This window comes from Geitlerinema sp. CS-897, assembly GCF_028368005.1.
Lineage (GTDB): Bacteria > Cyanobacteriota > Cyanobacteriia > Cyanobacteriales > Geitlerinemataceae > Baaleninema > Baaleninema simplex.
Window position 1 is genome coordinate 12,924 of sequence record NZ_JAQNCQ010000254.1, and the last position, 19,061, is coordinate 31,984.

Annotated in this window: 14 protein-coding genes and 1 pseudogene; 9 read left to right on the forward strand and 6 right to left on the reverse strand. The window is 52.7% G+C overall.

Annotation, left to right across the window (positions count from 1 at the left end; all coding sequences use genetic code 11):
• Positions 1-595 precede the first annotated feature (595 nt).
• The 5 genes and pseudogenes from POG22_RS16110 to POG22_RS16130 all read left to right on the forward strand — a co-directional run.
• Positions 596-724, forward strand: a pseudogene (locus POG22_RS16110) (IS1 family transposase); the annotation flags it as partial.
• A 116-nt stretch (positions 725-840) separates the two neighbouring features.
• Positions 841-1,695, forward strand: coding sequence for a tetratricopeptide repeat protein (locus POG22_RS16115; protein ID WP_498906381.1), 855 nt, complete (start codon positions 841-843; stop codon positions 1,693-1,695).
• Positions 1,696-2,113: 418 nt separating this feature from the next.
• Complete coding sequence (locus POG22_RS16120; protein ID WP_017662820.1) at positions 2,114-2,578, forward strand: NUDIX domain-containing protein; 465 nt, start codon at positions 2,114-2,116, stop codon at positions 2,576-2,578.
• Between the two features lie 171 nt (positions 2,579-2,749).
• Positions 2,750-3,253 carry a DUF427 domain-containing protein gene (locus tag POG22_RS16125; RefSeq protein WP_063716534.1) on the forward strand — a complete coding sequence of 168 codons (504 nt, stop codon included), beginning with the start codon at positions 2,750-2,752 and terminating at the stop codon, positions 3,251-3,253.
• Between the two features lie 41 nt (positions 3,254-3,294).
• Positions 3,295-5,706: a CHAT domain-containing protein gene (locus POG22_RS16130; protein ID WP_498906384.1), complete on the forward strand. Its 2,412-nt coding sequence runs from the start codon at positions 3,295-3,297 to the stop codon at positions 5,704-5,706.
• 154 nt (positions 5,707-5,860) lie between these two features.
• Here POG22_RS16130 and POG22_RS16135 read toward each other — a convergent pair whose 3' ends face one another.
• From POG22_RS16135 to POG22_RS16145, 3 genes are all read right to left on the reverse strand, one after another.
• Positions 5,861-6,544: a hypothetical protein gene (locus POG22_RS16135; RefSeq protein WP_017662825.1), complete on the reverse strand. Its 684-nt coding sequence runs from the start codon at positions 6,542-6,544 to the stop codon at positions 5,861-5,863.
• 126 nt (positions 6,545-6,670) lie between these two features.
• Positions 6,671-7,729 (reverse strand): tetratricopeptide repeat protein, encoded by a 1,059-nt coding sequence (locus tag POG22_RS16140; protein ID WP_498906387.1) that lies wholly within the window; start codon positions 7,727-7,729, stop codon positions 6,671-6,673.
• Between the two features lie 42 nt (positions 7,730-7,771).
• Positions 7,772-9,667: a tetratricopeptide repeat protein gene (locus tag POG22_RS16145; RefSeq protein WP_063715837.1), complete on the reverse strand. Its 1,896-nt coding sequence runs from the start codon at positions 9,665-9,667 to the stop codon at positions 7,772-7,774.
• Between the two features lie 298 nt (positions 9,668-9,965).
• Between POG22_RS16145 and ilvC the strand changes: the two genes are divergently transcribed.
• Positions 9,966-10,961, forward strand: coding sequence for a ketol-acid reductoisomerase (gene ilvC / locus POG22_RS16150; protein WP_026097909.1), 996 nt, complete (start codon positions 9,966-9,968; stop codon positions 10,959-10,961).
• A 520-nt stretch (positions 10,962-11,481) separates the two neighbouring features.
• Complete coding sequence (gene pdhA / locus POG22_RS16155; protein ID WP_063715838.1) at positions 11,482-12,516, forward strand: pyruvate dehydrogenase (acetyl-transferring) E1 component subunit alpha; 1,035 nt, start codon at positions 11,482-11,484, stop codon at positions 12,514-12,516.
• Positions 12,517-12,596: 80 nt separating this feature from the next.
• Here pdhA and POG22_RS16160 read toward each other — a convergent pair whose 3' ends face one another.
• The gene (locus POG22_RS16160; RefSeq protein WP_063715839.1) at positions 12,597-13,538 is read right to left on the reverse strand and encodes an NAD-dependent epimerase/dehydratase family protein; all 942 of its coding nucleotides are present in this window, start codon (positions 13,536-13,538) and stop codon (positions 12,597-12,599) included.
• A gap of 127 nt (positions 13,539-13,665) precedes the next feature.
• Here POG22_RS16160 and POG22_RS16165 point away from each other — a divergent pair, with 127 nt between their 5' ends.
• Positions 13,666-15,549, forward strand: a complete 1,884-nt coding sequence (locus tag POG22_RS16165) for a mechanosensitive ion channel domain-containing protein (protein WP_063715840.1) — start codon at positions 13,666-13,668, stop codon at positions 15,547-15,549.
• 223 nt (positions 15,550-15,772) lie between these two features.
• Here POG22_RS16165 and POG22_RS16170 read toward each other — a convergent pair whose 3' ends face one another.
• Complete coding sequence (locus POG22_RS16170; RefSeq protein ID WP_498906389.1) at positions 15,773-16,867, reverse strand: sensor histidine kinase; 1,095 nt, start codon at positions 16,865-16,867, stop codon at positions 15,773-15,775.
• 272 nt (positions 16,868-17,139) lie between these two features.
• On the opposite strand from POG22_RS16170, the gene POG22_RS16175 reads away from it, so the two are divergent.
• Positions 17,140-17,730 carry a Uma2 family endonuclease gene (locus tag POG22_RS16175; RefSeq protein ID WP_498906391.1) on the forward strand — a complete coding sequence of 197 codons (591 nt, stop codon included), beginning with the start codon at positions 17,140-17,142 and terminating at the stop codon, positions 17,728-17,730.
• Between the two features lie 73 nt (positions 17,731-17,803).
• Here POG22_RS16175 and POG22_RS16180 read toward each other — a convergent pair whose 3' ends face one another.
• A complete protein-coding gene (locus POG22_RS16180) occupies positions 17,804-18,949 on the reverse strand; it encodes a VWA domain-containing protein (RefSeq protein ID WP_063715843.1) in 1,146 nt (381 codons plus the stop codon).
• Positions 18,950-19,061: the final 112 nt, after the last annotated feature.

Here is a 19,061-nt window from a genome sequence, read left to right on the forward strand (position 1 = left end):
AAAACAGTCATACTTATTATGGAAAGCAATGATTTAAATGCAAAGACGGCGGACGTCAAGATATTGAAGGTTCTCAATACCAACATATTTTTCAAGAAACCTGGGAATTAGTCGTTCGCGAAGCGGAACGAAGTTCTCTCGACTTCTTCTAGGAAAAATATCCTTATCCGGTATTTCTCGATCTATAGCAGTCCCAAATGAGTCGTCAAAAATTAAAGCACCAGAAAAAATCTGATTCCCCGTTCCCCATTCCCGATTCCCTTTATCGTCAATGTGCGACTTGCTATACCGATCTTGGGAAATATAGCAGAATCATTTGAGTTGTGAACGACCTCTGTAGTTGGGATCGCCGTGCTACAGTACTTTTAGATTACAAGAATTCACGAATCAGTTGGGCTGGCTATATTATCAAAGTGTTTTGCCAAGCAAACAACATAAAGCGGTTGAAAGGAAAAACCAGTTATATTGAAAAATTTAATATAGCAGAATCATTTGAGTTGTGAACGACCTCTGTAGTTGGGATCGCCGTGCTACAGTACTTTCAAATTACAAAAAATTACGAATCAGTTGGGCTGGCTATAACACTCTTCGTTAGCGTGTGTCTCGACTTGTGCGTAAAGCTTTATCTTTTTCTAAAAATCTAGAAAATCACGTGGGCGCGATTTGGTACTTTATCCATCATTATAATGCTTCTTTCCGTACTCATTATCATCACTGTGCATGACTCCCGGCGTTCCCCAAAAGCTGAGAGAAGAAAGCTACAATCGAGTCGATCGCCTAGAGTGGTTCGTTTTTAGTTAATTTCTTACTTTTTTGATGATGAAAGGTTCGATCGTTGTAATGGGAGTGCTGCTATTGTGGGGAAGTGTCGGCGGAACCGTCGTCGTACCCCCGACGATCGCACAGCAAGTTCCGGTACGCTCTCCGGCGGAACCCCAGTTAAATCAAGGGTTGCAATACGTACAGCAAGGACAGTTGCAACAAGCGATCGCTGCCTTCGAGTCGGCCATTGCTATCGACCCGCAGTTTGCTCCAGCGTACTATAATTTAGGATTGGCATTGCGTCAGACGGGACAGTTCCGTGCCGCCGCCGATGCGTTTTATCGTGCCACGCAAACCGATCCGGGGTTTGCCTTAGCTTACGGAAATTTGGGAGCGATTCTGCTAGAAGCCAACAATTTAGAGCGGGCGACGCAGTATTTAGAACGAGCGATCGAACTCGATCCACAATTGGATTTTGCCTATTACAATTTGGGCTTAGTTCGCTTTCAAGAAGGAAACGTCGAAGCGGCGATCGAAATGTTTCGTCAAGCCAAACGCTACAGCGAAAACGCGGCAGAACCCTATTATTATCTAGGTGTTTTATATACCGAACAAGGAAATTTAAGACGAGCGAGATCGGAATTGAGACGGGCGATCGAACTCGATCCGAATTATGCTGAGGCGCACTATCAACTGGGTTCGATTTTGTTCTCTCAAGGCGATTTAGAAGACGCTTTAAATTCATTTCGTAGAGCTAGAGACACCAATCCACAATATCCCAACGCCTATTACGGAGCGGGGTTAGTTTTTTTAGAACGACAACAGTTCGATCGCGCTCGAGAGGTTTTAGAATACGCTCGACAGTTGTATGCCGAACGGGGTTTGTCTCAGTGGGCAAATACAACAGAACAGTTGTTACAACGAATTCCGTGAACTGGGGGTTTGGACAGTATTCTAAACCCGCGATCGCCTCGCTGACAAACCATTTCAGCGACGTAACTGGCGTTTTGGAAATTCCAGGCGATCGACGGTGCGAATTGCGGCGATGACTCGGGGACGGCGAGAGACTGCCCGAAGGCGAAAATAATCTGACAATGCGCTTCGTCGTGCCGCCTCGAGCGGAAATTTTAAACCTCAACAGCGATCGGAGCGAGATCGCAGAACTATTTATTGCACCCATTTAAAGATCGCATAAAATGTCTCAATTTGAAGCGATCGTGTTATATTCAAACTTTAACAGTTTCCCCTCTCGCTCTGTTCCGTTTTCCTCGATTCGATATCGAATACGCTCTTAAAAAAACGCTCCACGCTTGGACTCTCTCGACTCAACCTTTGCACTTTTTAGATTCCCATGAGTACGATCGGGCGAATTTGGCAGTACGTCAAAACCGTTTTAGGTATCGTTTTCCGGCATCCCATCACCGGAACGACTTTAATTCCGTTACTTCCCAACGGCGAAATCGTGTTAATTCTGCGACGGGACACCCGAGAGTGGGGACTTCCCGGCGGGATTATCGACTGGGGGGAAGACATTCCCCACGCAGCCAAACGAGAGTTGCGAGAAGAAACCGGCCTCGACTTACTGCGATTGTGCCGTTTGGTGGGCGTGTATTCCCATCCCGATCGCGACCCGCGCATTCATTCGATTTCGATTTTATTGGAAGTGGAAGCGGACGGAAAACTCGGCGCCCGAGACACCCACGAAATTCTCGAGGTGCGATCGTTCCCCATCGAAGCCATCCCTCTCGACAATCTCTGTCACGACCACGAACGCCAACTGAAAGATTATCTCAAAGGTGCGACCACGGTAGCTTGAAACTGACGATCGATCCCAAGAGCGGGGTCGAGGACAAATCAGTCTGCAAGCTTCGATAACGTCGAGTGGGGTCGAGCCTCCAAGAAGTTTAACGGCGTTTTGGCTGTGCTGTGACGGCCTGTCACTTGAGACACCGTACAATGATTCACAAAGGCGATCGCTCTCATTGCTATGTTTAGAAAACCGCCGCAACGCATCGAACCCGGTTCGGGTCAAGAATCCGTTTGGGACTATCCCCGTCCTCCCCGACTCGAAGACTCGTCCAAACGCATTCGCGTCGTCTTCAACGGTGAAACCATCGCCGACACCCACCAAGCCAAGCGGGTTCTCGAAACTAGCCATCCCCCGGTTTACTACATTCCCCCAGAGGACATCAAGACAGACTGTCTCGTCAAAACAGCTCGTTCGTCCTTTTGCGAGTGGAAAGGTTCAGCGAGATATTACACCGTTCGAGTGGGCGATCGAACCGCCGAAAATGCGGCTTGGTTTTACCCCGCTCCCACCGAAGCCTTTGCGGATTTGCGAGGGTACGTGGCCTTTTATCCGAGTCGTATGGAGGCGTGTTATGTCGAGGACGAACGCGTCAAAGCGCAAGCTGGAGATTTTTACGGCGGTTGGATTACTCACGACATTGTCGGCCCCTTCAAAGGCGAACCGGGAACTTGGGGTTGGTAAGACGGTGTTTTGACGAGATTTCCCCAAAAGGCTAGACGCCCGTGCTACAGCGGCTCGAACGAGATTTTAAGAAACAGCGTCGTCGGTGGGTCAGGGTGCTGTCGTTCGGTATGGCACTGTGGCTGTCTGTGGCGAGTCATCTTTGCGTCGCTCCTTCAACGGCGATCGAACCGTCAGAAGGTTTACAAATCGAACGTTTACAACCCGAGCTGTTCCGAGAAGTGCGATCGCTCCAACAGGAAGGGCGCTATCGACGGGCAGCGTTTCGACTCGGTGAAGCCCTAGGGTTGTCGCGGGAAAGTCTCAGAGCGATCGTCACCGATCGCCAACTCGATCGCCTCGAGGATCTCGAAACCGTTCCCGTCACAACAGAGTGTCTCCTCTGGCTCCAGCAATTCGGAGAGATCTTAATCGAGCTAGGAGCCGTTCGCGCTGCCGAAAAGGTCTTACAAACGGGATTGACCCTCTCCGAACAGTTCGACAATCGCGCCCAGGTCGCCCACCTGTTGGTAAGTTTGGGGAACGCCCACCGCGCCATCGCTCGACGGTATCGCGGTTACGGGCGATCGACCGAATCGGCAAACGAAACCGCCGCGAACTTTTACCGCCAAGCATTACAAATCTCGACTTCCGAGACGGTACGGCGTCGCGCCCGACTGAACCTGCTGAGTTTGGCGACTGAAATCGACGGCGACGTGCGATCGCTACAGCGATCGCTCTCCCAAAGCCTCATCGCCCAACCGCCGAGTCGCGACAGTATTACCGAACTGTTGAACTTCGCCCACAGCCTCACCTGTCTGAAGCTGGCGTCTGAGGATAACTCGCGCTCCTTCAGTTACTTGTCTCCTCTCGTCCGCAACTGTCGCCCCCCCTCAGCCACCATCGACCCCATATCTTCGAGCGACATTGCAAGATTCCTCAGCCACGCGATCGAGAACTCCCGAACTCGGGGCGATCGCTGGGGAGAAGCCTACGCCCTCGGACAGTTGGGGGAACTTTACGAAATCGCCGGACGTTTCGACGACGCCGAAGGGCTAACCCAAGATGCTTTGGCGATCTCTGACGCGATCGACGCCCCCGCGATGACCTATCGCTGGCAGTGGCAACTGGGGCGGTTGTCGTACCAGCGAGGCGATCGCACGGCAGCTCTCAACGCCTATCGTGGTGCGATCGAAACCCTACAAGCCTTGCGTCGAGATATTGCCGCGCTCAACCCCGATTTACAATACGACTTTCGCGACGAAGTCGAACCCGTCTATCGCGAATGGGTGGGGTTGTTACTGGCCGATCCCTCGCCGACTCCCGAGGCACTGACCCAGGCACGAGATGCCATCGAAGCGTTACAGTTAGCCGAACTCGATAACTTTTTCGGCGATGCGTGCATCGAGGTGGCCGAACGCCCACTGCAAGATCTCGACCCGAACGCGAACGCCATTTACACGATCGTTCTCCCCGACGGATTGCACCTGATTTTATCAGTTCCCGACCGGCCGTTACGCCACTATCGATCGCCCCTTCCCGCTACCGATTTAGAAACCTTTGCCCACATCGTCCATCAATCTCTAGCTCGCGATTTTAACTGGCAACCCGTTCTCGAAAAAGCCTACGACGTTCTGTTTCGTCCCCTCGAAGCCGACTTACAAGCTCGAGAAGGTACGACTCTCGCTTTCGTTCTCGACGGGGCGTTACGAAATATTCCCGTGGCAGCGTTATACGACGGCGATCGCTATTTAATCGAACGGTATGCCATCGCGATCGCCCCGAGTTGGAAACTTCCCCCCTCCGATCCCCTCGACTTCCAACAGTCGAAGTTGTTAGCCGCCGGACGGGCCAGTTTCAGCCAAACAGACTGGACGCAGTTTTCGCACCTCAGCCAAACGACTTGGTCGGATTTGCCCTACGTGCGCGAAGAACTCGAGGCGATCGCGGCTCTGGTTCCCAGTGAAATTCTCTTCGAGGACGAATTTCTCAGCCACCGTCTCGACGCCGCCGTCAACTCCAACCGTTTCGCCGCCGTTCACATTGCCACCCACGCCCAATTCGACGCGTTTGCTGAAAATACCTTCGTTCTCACGTGGAATCGTCCCCTCACCCTCGATCGCTTCGCGCAGATGTTGCAAGGGAACGGGTCTCGCCGTCAAAATCCCCTAGAGTTGTTGGTCTTGAGTGCCTGCGAGACGGCGGAAGGGAGCGATCGCACGGTCTTAGGGTTAGCTGGAATGGGAATTCGTTCCGGGGCGCGCAGTACCGTCGGCAGTTTGTGGAACGTCAACGATCGCTCCACCGCACGACTCATGGCACAGTTTTACCGGGCGTTACGAGATCTCAGCCGACAAGAAACCCCCAACAAGGCCGAGGCTTTACGACAAGCCCAACTGGACTTACTGCACAGCGAGAATTTTTCAAGTCCCCATTTTTGGGCGCCGTTCGTCCTCGTGGGACATTGGCGGTAAGGGGAAGCCAGGGAGAGGGGGAGAGAGGGAGAGGGGGAGAAACTGTTATCTGTTCCCTATTCCCTATTCCCTGTTCCCTGTTCCCTGTTCCCTGTTAACTGTCTTCACTGGCGACTGGTGACTGGTGACTGGTGACTGAAACACTGTTGACTGCTCACTGTAAAAGGTGACTGTCCAAAACGCCACAACATTCGTCAACGCTGCGACCTTCGGTCATGGCTTCGACGAGGGCGTTGTAGGCGTCTTGATGGGTGGAGATGAGGGTTTTGGCTTGGAAAATTGCCCAGCGTTCCCGTTGGACGATGTCGGTGATGGCGGGACGGAGTTGTTTGAAAATCTGCCGGAGTTGCAGGCGATCGCCGTCTCCGCCGATTTCCGTGTCGTTGTGGAGTTGTTCGGCGGCGATTCCTGCCATCCAAACTTTGGCGTAGCGATCGAGCGTTCGGGCTGAAAGGGTTCCTTGTTGCAGTTGTTCGAGGAGGTGGCGATCGTCGAACTGGACGCCGCCGTAGCCGCGATAGCCCCGTTTGACGGCATCCCAGGCATTGAGGGTGTAGTCGGCGATGGGAATGTCGAGAAGATACGCCACGAGGAAATGTCCGGCTTCGTGGCGGACGATGCGATCGCGGCGATCGCTGCTCGTATTGCCCAGCCAATCCAGTAATACCATCGTTCCTTGACCGTTAAAGCCCAAGGTGTCTACGGTGGCGAGTCCCAAAATGCCGAACACCGTGGCGGCGGGAACGACGGGCGATAGGTTCACCATCGGCCCGATCAGCGTCATCATGGTAATGCTGAAAATGCCGATGGCTAAGACGTTGAGAGAGAGTGAATTCATAAAGCAGATTTTTTTAGGCTTCTTTTATGGTAATGTCAAGTATTTGTTGTAAATTGTAATCATTTTTTTTAAAAAAAGAAAATCGGTTTCTATGGGGGCGTTGCAGACAACGCCCCGGCGACTGGGTTAACCCGCGACAGCCGTTTGGAACCATTCGTGTTCGCGAATCGAGGCGAAATCGGGGTTCGACTGAGCTTGGGCTTTCAAATCGGGATCGAGTTCGATGGCCTTTTTCAAATTTTCGATCGCCTGCTCGCTATAGCCGACGAGGGAGAAACAGCGAGCCTTTCCATACCAACCGTTGGGAAACTCAGGACTGACTTCGATGGCGCGATCGTAGGACGACAGAGCTTCCTCGAACCGTTGCAGTTTGGCGTAAATCGCCCCCCGTTCGCACAGCGGTAATGGATGGCCGCCATCGATTTCAATAGCCTTATCGAAGGCGGCGATCGCCTCAGTATGCTGACCCGCCGCCGCCAGTTCCCGGCCTTGACGCAGGTGCATTTCAAACACGTCCTTGAGGCGAGTTCCCAGCCGCTCTTGCAAATCCATCGAATTTTCGATGGTGTGGCGTGCGTTGTCCATCACGTTTTGTACCGACAACGCCATCGACACCATATCTTTCAACTGTCCCGGTTCCTGGCGTTCGGCTAAAGCGCCCCCACTCCCCGGAAGCGACGCACGAGTCTCGAATTCCGCCTTTAACTCGCGGCTGACTTCGTCTTTGAGGTCGTGGCTGAGGCGATCTTCGACAATTTCCACCACGCGATCGATCGCGTTGCGACGCATCGACCACAACAGAATAATGCCGACGATGGGGAACAGAATCAACAGCAACAGGAGAATATTGAGCAGGTTAAACGTCCAAGCGAAATTGTCGTCGACCGCTTCGTCGATCGCATCCTGTACGAGATCGTTATCTTCGAGGCTTTCTTCAACAATTCTTTCGATTTCCGCACGGTCGATCGCAGCGGGGGCGGGTGCAGCGGCGGGGGCGGTGGGAACGGCGGCCGGAGGCGCGGGCGGTTGTGGAACGGGGGTCGGCGCAGCAGTGGGTTGAGGCGGCGTCACCGTTTGCGGTGGTGGAGTGGTGGGGGTCGCGTTGGGGGGAGTTTGGGCGGTGGCGGCTTCGACGGACACCAAAAGCGTCGAGAGGACGAGGAGCGAAGCGTGCTGAAGTTTCATAAGCCTTACCTTTTCGTCGATTGTCGTCAATGATGGGGGAATTTATGCGTAAATTAAGGTTTTAAACCGTTCGTCATCCCGAATTCCGTCGAACGCGCGATCGCGTTTCGCGTGTTCTCGATACGGATGGGGGGCTAAACGAACCGCTTCTTCTAACGCAGCGATCGCCGGAGCGACAAAGCCGCCAACGCTATAGCAACAAGCTTTGTTATACCAAACGTCGGGGGCGGTCGGGGCGATGTCCGTGGCGCGATCGAAGGCTGAAATCGCCTCGTCGTACTGTTGGAGTTTCGCCAGGAGGCGACCGAGATAGAACCACGCCGCCGGGTCGTTGGGGGCCAGTTCCGTGGCGCGAACGTAGGACTGTCGGGCGTCTTCGTTCCGTTCGAGGGCGAGTAAAGACGCGCCGCGATTTTTCCAAGCTTCGGCGTAGTCCGGTTTGAGTTGGGCGGCTTTAGCGTAGCAAGGAAGCGCCTGTTCGTGGCGGTTGCTGGCGGCTAGAGCCAAACCGCGATTGTTCCAGGCTTCGGTGTAGTCGGGTTTTTGTTTGACCGCGCGATTGTAGGAGGCGATCGCCTCTTTAAACCGTCCGAGTTCCATCAACGCCAAACCGCGATTGTTCCAGGCTTCGACGTAATCGGGTTTGAGTTGTACCGCGCGATCGTAGGAGGTAATCGCCTCCTCGAACTGGCGTAGTTTCGTCAACGCTCCCCCTCGGTTGTTCCAGGCTTCGGGATAGTCGAACTTGAATTCTAAGGCGCGATCGTAGGATTCGATCGCCGCCTCGAACCGTTGTAGGTGGAACAGGGCGCTACCGCGATTGCTCCAAGCTTGATGGTAGTCCGATTTGAGGGCGATCGCGCGATCGTAGGCTTCGATCGATTCAGCGTATCGCTGGCTGAAAAACAGGGCGTTTCCTTGGCGACAAAATTCTCGGGCGCTGTCTTCGGCGTTCGTCGAAGATTCCGAAGGGGGAGGCGGCGGAATTCGTTTGACGTTACCCGTTTGGGGCGCGTTTCCGTTTTCGGAGTCTTGGGGTTCGATCGCCCCTTCTCCGGGATCGCGTTCTTCGTCTTCCTCAAATACCGCTTTTAGGGTTTGAGGATCTTCGGGTTTCGGGGCTTCTCGGACAGTTTGGGGCGTTTCGTTCTCGTCCTCGAACAACAAACTCATATCGTGAGAGGCGATCGCAGTTTCGTCCTCGTCCTCGTCCGTTTCCTCGAGGATCTCGTCCCTTGGCGAAACGTCTTCGCTGTCGTCTGTCTCTTCGAGAAGATTCGCGATCTCGTCCTGGGACGGGAGTTCGACAGAATCGGCTTCGCGGTCTGGAGGGGGTGGTAAAATTGCTTCTCCGTCGGGGGGCGGCGCGGGATCGGGCGGTTCTTCGGCCACAAATCGATCGCTCGGGGAACGCTGTATCGAAGGCGATGTCGTCGAGGTCACCACCGGAAGCGGAACTTCCATGTTGTGTTGGATGCGATCGAGAACCGTTTGCGCCTCAGCGACTAACGCCGTTAACTCGGACATGGCGTCGGCTTTAAGGCTTTCGAGTTCTCGGGCGTAGGCGGAGGCGCGGTTTTCCAAGCGATTGAGAATCAGCCATACCGCGATCGCGCCGAGAATCGGTAACAACGCCAGGACGACGAACAAGGCGGTAATCGGCGGTCGGTTGGCGGCCACGGCCTCTTCGACTTCGGCGTCGATGCGATCGCGCAACACCGTACTTTCGGCGAGGCTGCGCTCGACGTTTTCTCTGAGAAACTCGCGATCGCGAAACTCTTGCAATTCCGACCGTTCTCGGTCCGAGAGCGTTTCCGTTTCGGCGTTCTGCTCCTCCGTCGTATCAGTCGGTTCGACTTGAGCCATCGAACTTCCCGCAATCAGTGCGATCGAGGCGATCGCTACGGCCAAGTGTGTCGGATACCGCGCCCAACTCATCCGTCGTCCCCTCTTTCAAACCGTTAAAGTATGTTTTGCCCTATTTTCCCGTAGTCTAACCCGTCTGCGATCGCCTCGACTGTACCCAAGATTGCCCTGGGACGGAACCGATACAAACGACCGAAATTTGATAGAATCAAAATTTGTGTTTTATGGGCGTTTTCTGTCAACAGTCCAGTCACCTAGAACTTCGGTCGATGGGCAATGCCCACCCTACCACTGGTGTAAATGCGTAAGTTCTGGCAGAAACCGCCGTGTTGTCAGCCCACCCACCGAGTTTTTCCAAGGAGAAGTCCCCATGGCTCGTATGTACTATGACGAAGATGCCAATCTCGACCTGTTATCTGAGAAAACTGTCGCCATTATCGGTTACGGGTCGCAAGGTCACGCCCACGCCCTCAATTTAAAAGATAGCGGCATCAACGTCATTGTCGGACTGTATCCAGGCAGTAAGTCCGCCCCGAAAGCAAAAGATGCGGGACTGACGGTTTACAGTGTCGCCGAAGCAGCAGAAAAAGCCGATATGATTATGATTCTGCTGCCCGACGAAGTGCAAAAATCCGTTTACACTCAAGAAATCGCCCCCAATCTCAAAGACGGAAATATTCTGGCCTTCGCCCACGGCTTTAACATCCACTTCGGACAAGTGGTTCCCCCGGACAACGTAGATGTCGTGATGATCGCCCCCAAAGGCCCCGGTCACTTAGTCCGTCGCACCTACGAACAAGGAGAAGGGGTTCCCTGTCTGTTCGCCGTGTATCAGGATGCGTCCGGACAAGCCCGCGATCGCGCGATGGCTTACGCGAAAGGAATCGGCGGCACCCGCGCCGGAATCCTCGAAACCACCTTCCGCGAAGAAACTGAAACCGACCTGTTTGGCGAACAAGCAGTTCTCTGCGGCGGTTTGAGCGCCCTCATCAAAACCGGATTTGAAACCCTCGTCGAAGCGGGATATCAGCCGGAACTGGCATATTTTGAATGCTTGCACGAAGTCAAACTCATCGTGGACTTAGTAGTAGAAGGCGGTTTGGCCACGATGCGCGACAGCATCTCCAACACTGCTGAATACGGAGATTACACCCGTGGACCTCGCGTCGTTACCCCCGAAACCAAAGCAGTGATGAAACAAATTCTCGGGGAAATTCAATCGGGTCAGTTCGCGCGGGAATTCGTATTAGAAAACCAAGCGGGTAAACCGGGCTTTACCGCCATGCGCCGCCAAGAAGCCGAACATCCCATCGAAGAAGTCGGGAAAGACTTGCGGGCGATGTTCTCTTGGTTGAAGAAAAAATAAGTCAAAATAGAGTGTTTTTTCGTGAAGAATTGCCAATTTCGTAGTCAAGAAACTGCGTAATTTTATTCAATTTTTCTCAAACGGCTTTTTCGAGTTGGTAAGTTTTGGATTGCCAACTGCGAGAACCCCGGTATCTGGAAGATATCGGGGTTTTTTACAGAGAACAGAAAAGAGAGGGATTCCCAACAGTGTGGTCGATCGCTTTCGGGTGCATCTCAATAGATGTAAAAATACGAAGCTCTGGGTAGGTTGTGCAGACGACCTCCGTGGAACCCAACAGCCGCTCGGAAAGCGTCGATCGGTGCATAGCACTATCGAGTAGGTCAGCTTGTATCCGATGAATTTACGTTTTTGAGATGCACCCATCGCGTTCGAGATCGACGCAGAAGACCAGAAACCCGGTAACTCCCTCCTATGAAACCCCAATTCTCAGTCCAGAGTCGAGAAAGTTCGATACGCACTCCGCACCGTTTCCCGTATCCTATTATTTACTAAGTTATTGTTTGAAACGTCGAAACTAATGGTCACAGAACGCACAATCCCCACGTCCTACAGCAATACGGCTGAAATCAGCCGGGAAGAAGGGCTGCGAGTCTACGAAGACATGGTTTTAGGGCGCTTCTTCGAGGACAAGTGCGCCGAAATGTACTATCGCGGTAAAATGTTCGGCTTCGTTCACCTCTACAACGGTCAAGAAGCCGTCTCCTCCGGGGTCATCCAAGCCATGCGCCCCGGCGACGATTACGTTTGCAGCACCTACCGCGACCACGTTCACGCCCTCAGTTGCGGTGTTCCCGCCCGTGAAGTGATGGCGGAACTGTTCGGAAAATCGACCGGATGCAGTAAAGGGCGCGGGGGGTCGATGCATATGTTCTCGGAACCCCACCGACTCCTCGGCGGTTATGCGTTTGTCGCTGAAGGTATTCCCGTGGCGATGGGGGCGGCGTTCCAAGTGCGCTATCGCAAGGAAGTCATGGGCGATTCCTCCGCCGACCAAGTGGTGGCCTGCTTCTTCGGCGACGGTGCCAGTAACAACGGTCAATTTTTCGAGACCTTGAACATGGCGTCGTTGTGGAAGCTACCGATTATTTTCGTCGTCGAAAACAATAAATGGGCGATCGGGATGGCTCACGACCGGGCCACCTCGCAACCGGAGATTTACAAAAAAGCCAGCGTGTTTAACATGGCTGGGGTCGAAGTAGATGGAATGGACGTGATGGCGGTGCGGGCGGCGGCCCAAGAGGCGGTCGATCGCGCGCGGGCCGGAGAAGGCCCCACGCTCATCGAGGCGTTGACGTACCGCTTCCGGGGACACTCTCTCGCCGACCCGGACGAACTGCGATCGAAAGAGGAGAAGGAAATCTGGTTCTCTCGCGACCCGATTCACCGCTTTGAAAACTATCTGACGGAAGAAAACCTCGCCAGTGCGGAGGAACTCAAGGAGATTCAGAAGAAAATTCAAGAGGTCATCGACGACTCGGTGGAATTCGCCGAATCCAGCCCCGAACCCGACCCCAGCGAACTTCGTCGCTTTATCTTTGCCGAAGACGAATAAGGTTGTTGCTGGAAACGTTCGGCGAGATCCCCGGTATCTCCAAGATGCCGGGGATCTCGATTGTTGGACGGTCGATCGCTCTATCGCGACATGGCGGCAAGAATTTCGTCGTCGGTGGAGAAGTCCGCGTCGGCTTTATCTCGTCCGTTGGCGAGATAGTCGGTTTGGAAGGAATCTTTCAACCCAGAAATCAGGTCGAATTCCGGCGTCCAGTTCAACTCGTCTTGGGCTTTGCGAACGTCGCAGAAGAAATGTTGCGATCGCAGGGGGAAGGCTTTCCGTTTGCCGAAATCGAACTGCTTGGGATCGTAATGTACCAGTTCCAAGGAATCGGCAGATTTCCCCGCCGCTACCGCACAAGCCCTGGCTAACCCGTCAAACGTAACGTAGCGATCGCCTGAAACGTTGTAAATCTGACCGACGGCGGTTTCGTTGCCCAATACCGCCACCATCGCTTTAGCTAAATCCGCACAATGGCCGAGTTGCGTGATTTGCATTCCGCTACCGGGAATCGGAATCGGGCGATCGCGGACGATGCGATCGAAAAACCAGGCTTCTAAGGGATTGTAATTCAACGGCCCGTAAATGTATGTCGGACGGATCGAGGTAAAGGGAACCCCCTGTCTGGCAAGATAGTCCTCCGTCTCGAACTTCCCGCGATGGCGACTTTCGGGATCGAGGGCGTCTCCTTCTCGGTGGGGCATCTCGTCGGATTTGAGGTAGACTCCCGCCGAACTGACGTAGATGAAATGCTGGATTTTATCTTTAAACAAATCGGCTAACGGTTGCGTGTCCCCGAGTTTGCGGCCGTTGTTGTCGAAAATGGCGTCGAAGGACTCGCCAGAGAGCTTGTCGCGCAACTGTTCGGCGTCCGTGCGATCGCCGTGAATTTCCGAGACACCCTCGACTGGGGCGATTTTGTTGCCCCGGTTGAACAAGACCACCTCGTGGCCGGCTTCGACTAATTGCTTCGTCAGATAAACCCCAATGAAGCGGGTTCCACCCATCACTAAAATTCGCATCTGATATCCGTTTTATCTCGTAGGCGTTACAGCGGTTATCTTATCAAGACCCGTTTTGAACGAGGCACAATGGAGACCGACCCGCACCCGATCGCAATCAAACTAGGAATCGAACTAGGAATCGAACATGGTCAAACGGCTTGTAGTGTTCGGAATACTGATGTTGAGTTTACTGGGGGCTGTCGCGCCAGTTCTCGCACAAACCCAAACCAGTAAACGAGAAATCGCCCCCGTCGTTCTCGACGGTCTAGAAATTTTCGAGGTGAGTGCGTCAGGAAGCTTTGCGGCCGAAGATCGGGCCGATCGCACTAACGAAATTCTCCAAAACGCCAGAGAAGACGCGTCTCGAACCGTTGAAATTGCAACCCTTAACGGAAGCACGACGTTACGACTCAACGACGTTCACCTCGTCACGGTTACTGAAAGCGATATCATGCCAGGAATTTCGATCGCCGAACAAGCCCAGATTTGGAAGCAGGCGATCGAAACCGCCTTAGAACGCGCCCAACTCGAACGAACTCCTGAATACGTGAGGCGATCGCTGCAAACCGTTTTTCGCGTTCTCGCCGTTCTCGTTGTCGTGCAACTTATCTTGTGGGTGATTCAGCGGGAGTTATTGCGCCGCCAACGCCGAACCCCCGTCACCACCGCGCAACGCAAACGCCAGCAGGTGTTTCAACTGCTCCTCAACGGCGTTCGGAGCCTGTTGTGGTTGGGTTTCGCCTATTGGTCGATGGGTTTGTTTCCCCTCTCGCGAAGCGTCCGCTACCATGTGGTTTCGACTTTTACCGAACCGATCGTTCCCTTTGGCGATCGCTACTGTTCGATTTTGGATTTGTTGCTGTTGCTAGGGGCGATCGTCGTCCTGTGGGTGGTGGTGGGATGGTTCGCCAACTGGTTTAAATCGCAAATCCTCCAAATCGCCGACGATCGCAACGTTCGCGACGCCCTTGGGGTCTTAGTTCGCGCGGGAGTGACGTTTATCGGGATTTTGGCGATTTTACAAAGTTGGGGAATCGATATCGCGTCTTTGGCGGTGGTGGCCAGTGCGGTGGGGGTCGGCGTCGGCTTTGGTTTGCAAAACATCGCCAACAACTTTATTAGCGGCATTATCATCGCCTTCAACCGTCCGATTCAAGTGGGGGATTTCGTTCGAGTTGGCGATCTCGTGGGAACTGTCGAACGCATCGGATCGCGCAGTACGGAAATTGTCACCCTCGATCGCGTTTCGATTATCGTCCCCAACTCCCGCTTTCTCGAACAGGAAATTATCAATTGGACGCACGGAAATCCCATCACTCGCTTACAGGTTCCGGTGGGTGTGGCTTACGGTTCGGACGTTCGTTTGGTTCGTAAAGCGTTGTTAGAAGCGGCGAGAAGCCATCCTGAACTTTTACGCTATCCCGCCCCGCAAGTTTGGTTTCAGGCGTTTGGTGAAAGTTCTCTCAATTTTGATTTGTTGGTTTGGATTCGCGAACCACAAAAACAGTTTAAGTATCGCAACGAATTAAACTATCGGATTTACGAGAGTTTGGAAAAATACGGCATTGAAATCCCCTTTCCACAGCGGGATTTAAATCTCAAATCACCTAAGCTCGATCGCGCAGTGTCCGCTTGGATGCGTCAGACGGGAGTTTCTGAGTTGGAGGAAGAGGACGCAAAGTTAACGAACGCTAAGATCTCGTTCGAGTCGCCGATGACAGCTTCAGATTTTAATTTTGAGGAGGATCGCTGTGATTTAGAGTGTTTGGATTTAGACGAACTGGTCAAGCAAATGCGAGGTTCCGAGGGGGTGGCGATCGCCACGCGACGTTTTGGCTTGAGAACCTATCCGAAAACCTTTGTGGGAACTGAGGCGGTGGCGTGGTTGATGCAAACTCAGAAATCCAGTATGAAGGGGGCAATTCAGTTAGGACAGTTGTTAATCGAACGCGGCATTATCCATCACGTCCACGACGAACATGATTTTAAAAACGAACGACTCTTTTATCGCTTTTACCAAGACGAGTAATTCTCGCTTAGTGGTGCAGAAAAGTTCTGAAACCCTTGTTAGAAAAGATATCGCCGTATTAAAGGGTTGCCCGCAAAATCCCAGATCGGTAAATGGCTGCCGGAGATCCCCGGCATCTTGGAGATGCCGGGGATCTGGCTCGAGTCTAAATACACAATATATGTATTTTGTCAATCCCCGATCTCGAAAAGTTTTCTGCACCACTGAGATAATTCTCGTGTTTTTAACGAATTATAGGGATAGAAAAGCGAAAGGTACTCCCCCGTCCGAGTTCGCTTTCGACTTCGATGTGTCCCCCTTGAAGTTCCACCAATCGCCGCGTAATCGCTAACCCGATTCCCGTTCCGCCGGAATGACGACAGCGCGATCGCTCGGCCCGCCAAAAGCGATCGAACACGTGAGGTAAATCTTCTGGAGAAATCCCAATTCCCGTATCGCTGACTTCTACCCATACCATAGAACCGCGATACTCCGCTCGCACGCAAATTTTACCGTCATCGGAATAGCGGACGGCGTTTCCTAGCAAGTTGACGAGGATTTGTTCGGTGCGATCGCGATCGGCTCGAACGTCTGGTAAATCCTCGGGACAGTCTAAGTACAAACTCAACTCTTCGGGAAGTTGTTCGCAGAGGCGATCGACCAAAGACTCCAGCAACGGCGGCAACTGCATCGGTTTAGCATTGATGGTGAGATACCCGGCTTCGGCTTTCGAGAGTTCTTGGAGATCGTTGACGAGACGTTCGAGGCGTCGAGTTTCCCTGGCGAGTTTGTAGTAAGTTTCCGGGGTGGGATCGAGGCGTCCGTCAGCGAGTTCTTCGAGATAGCCTCGCATCACTGTCAGCGGTGTTCGCAGTTCGTGGGTCATGTCGCTGATGAGGGTACGGCGACGCTGCTCGATATCGATGATGCTGTCCGCCATGCGGTTGAAACTGAGGCTGAGTTGGTTAAATTCGGGAATTTCACTTTTAGGCATCCGTTCGTCGAACTCTCCGGCGGCAAATTTCTGCGTAATTTGTCGCATTCGCCGCAGAGGTTGGGTAATGCGTTTGGAGAGCCAATAGCTGAGGAGTCCGGCGGCGGAAGCTCCCGTGATGACCGACCAAAAGGTGCTGCGGTTCCAGGCGATTTCAAAGCCTTTGACGAGATAGGTCTTAACCGAACGCACGCTGAAAAATTCGGTGTGTTCCATGCGTTCGATTTGCAGGAGGAATTGACGCGGAGAGTAGATTTTGCTAATGAGGATAAAACTCCCTAAGCCGACGAGCATTACGAGGAGATGGGAGAGGAACAAGCCTCGTCTGACGTTGAATTTAACCATTTTCGAGGGGGTTGGAGGGTTCACCACAGAGGCGCAGAGGACAGGGAGAATTGGAGAGATTGAATACGAAATTTCAGTTTTATTTTAAGTTACATTTTATGTGGTTTTCATGGAATTTGTCGAGTTTTTTGAAGAGTTATCGAGCCATCGGGCAGTCAGATCTCCGGCATTTGTAGATGTCGGAGATCTACATTCCTAAATTCTAGTTTTTTCTGGGCTTTAGGAGTTATAATAACTAATGTTTAGATATTGCCTTAACTCGAAGTTTAACGATGAAAACGCTTTTAAAACTAACCAAAAATGCAACCGAACAGCGGGTCATTTTATCCGGTGTCTCTTGGCAGCAGTACGAAGGTATTCTCGAGGTTTTAGGGGACTATCCCGGCTTGCGTTTATTTTTTATTGACGAAACTCTAGAAATCTTCATGCCATCTCCCGAACACGAACTTCTAAAAACGGTTATCGCTCGGCTTTTGGAACGCTATGCGGAAGAAATGGATATTCTGCTTCACGGGTACGGTTCGACGACGTTTCGACGAGAAGCCAAGGGGAAGGGTTTGGAGCCGGATGAATGTTATTGTGTGGGCGAGTTGAAAGAGATTCCCGATTTTGCGATCGAAATTAATTTAACTAGCGGCGGCGTCAATAAATTGGCAATTTATCAAGAATTGGGTATTTCAGAAGTGTGGATTTGGCAGCGCGATCGATTGACGCTGTACGCTTTAGAAAATACAGCAATACAGGAGATCGAACGCAGTCAATTTATGCCGGATTTAGACATTGATTTACTGGTGAAGTTCGTACGTCCCCTCGAACAGCCTCAAGCGGTAAAAGAGTTTTTACAAGCGGTGCGATCGCAATAAATTTATATTTTATTTTTAACGGCCAAAACTCTCCGTATTATCTGTGTCTCTGTGGTGAATAAAACCACTCAAACTAATCCAAATATGTACCCATCCACTGTGTCAAATCTCGTCGCTGAATCGCCGCCGCCATCAACTCGGGAAACAAATCCGGCGTACAGGCAAAACTGGGAACCCCTAACGCGGACAACCGTTCGGCATTGGCATGAGAAAATTCGGGAGCGCCATCGTCGTTCAGAGCCAAAAGCACGACGACGCAAACCCCAGACGCCACCAATCGTTCGACGCGATCGAACAGAGCCTCAGCATTGCCCCCTTCAAACAAATCGCTCACCAACACTAAAACCGTATCGAGCGGTCGGTGAATCTGAGTTTGACAGTAGGCCAACGCCTGTTGGATATCCGTTCCGCCGCCGAGTTGCAATCCGAACAGCACCTCTACGGGATCGTCGAGATCCTCCGTCAAATCGACGACCGACGTATCGAACGCCACCAGACGGACGTTCGCGGCCGAGAGAGAGGCCAACACTGCCCCGAAGACGCTGGCATACACCAACGACGTGGTCATCGACCCACTCTGGTCGATACACAGCACGATATCCTGAAGAGAAGACCGTTTTCGACCGTACCCGACTAGCCTTTCGGGAATTATCGTGCCGTATTCGGGTCGATAGTGCTTCAAGTTGGCGCGAATCGTCCGGTTCCAATTAATTTCTCGGTAGCGGGGTCGGTGGTTTCGCTGGGCGCGATCGAGACTTCCGACAACGGCTTGGCGGGTGGTTTCTGCCAAACGGCGGTTGAGATCTTCGACGACCCGACGTACTACCTGACGGGCAGTTTCTCGGGTTTCGACGGGCATAGTGTCTTTGAGGGCGAGTAAGTCTGCCACCAAGCACACGTCCGGTTCCACTTGGTTTAACAGTTCCGGTTCGAGGAGCATTTGCCGCAAATCCAGACGCGAAATTGCGTCTTGCTGCATCACTTTCACCACAGAATTGGGAAAATAGGATCGGATGTCGCCGAGCCAACGGGCAACGTGTGGAGAGGAACTACCCAAGCCTCCCCGACGGTCGGAATCGTAAAGAGCAGACAGGGTGCGATCGAGTGCTAAATCTCGAGTGTCGAGCGTGCTGCTGTCAGTCGTCGAATCCTCGTCAGCATCGGAGCCGAGAACCAGACGCCAACGACGCCAACGTTGTGGGTCTGAAGTTGAAGTCACAGGCAATATTACTTGAGTAAAGTATTAATTGTTGTGGGGTGCGAGTTCCGAATTCCCATTAAATCTATACAATTTAGGCAGTAGGTATACTTCGATACGCGATAGGTTTCCC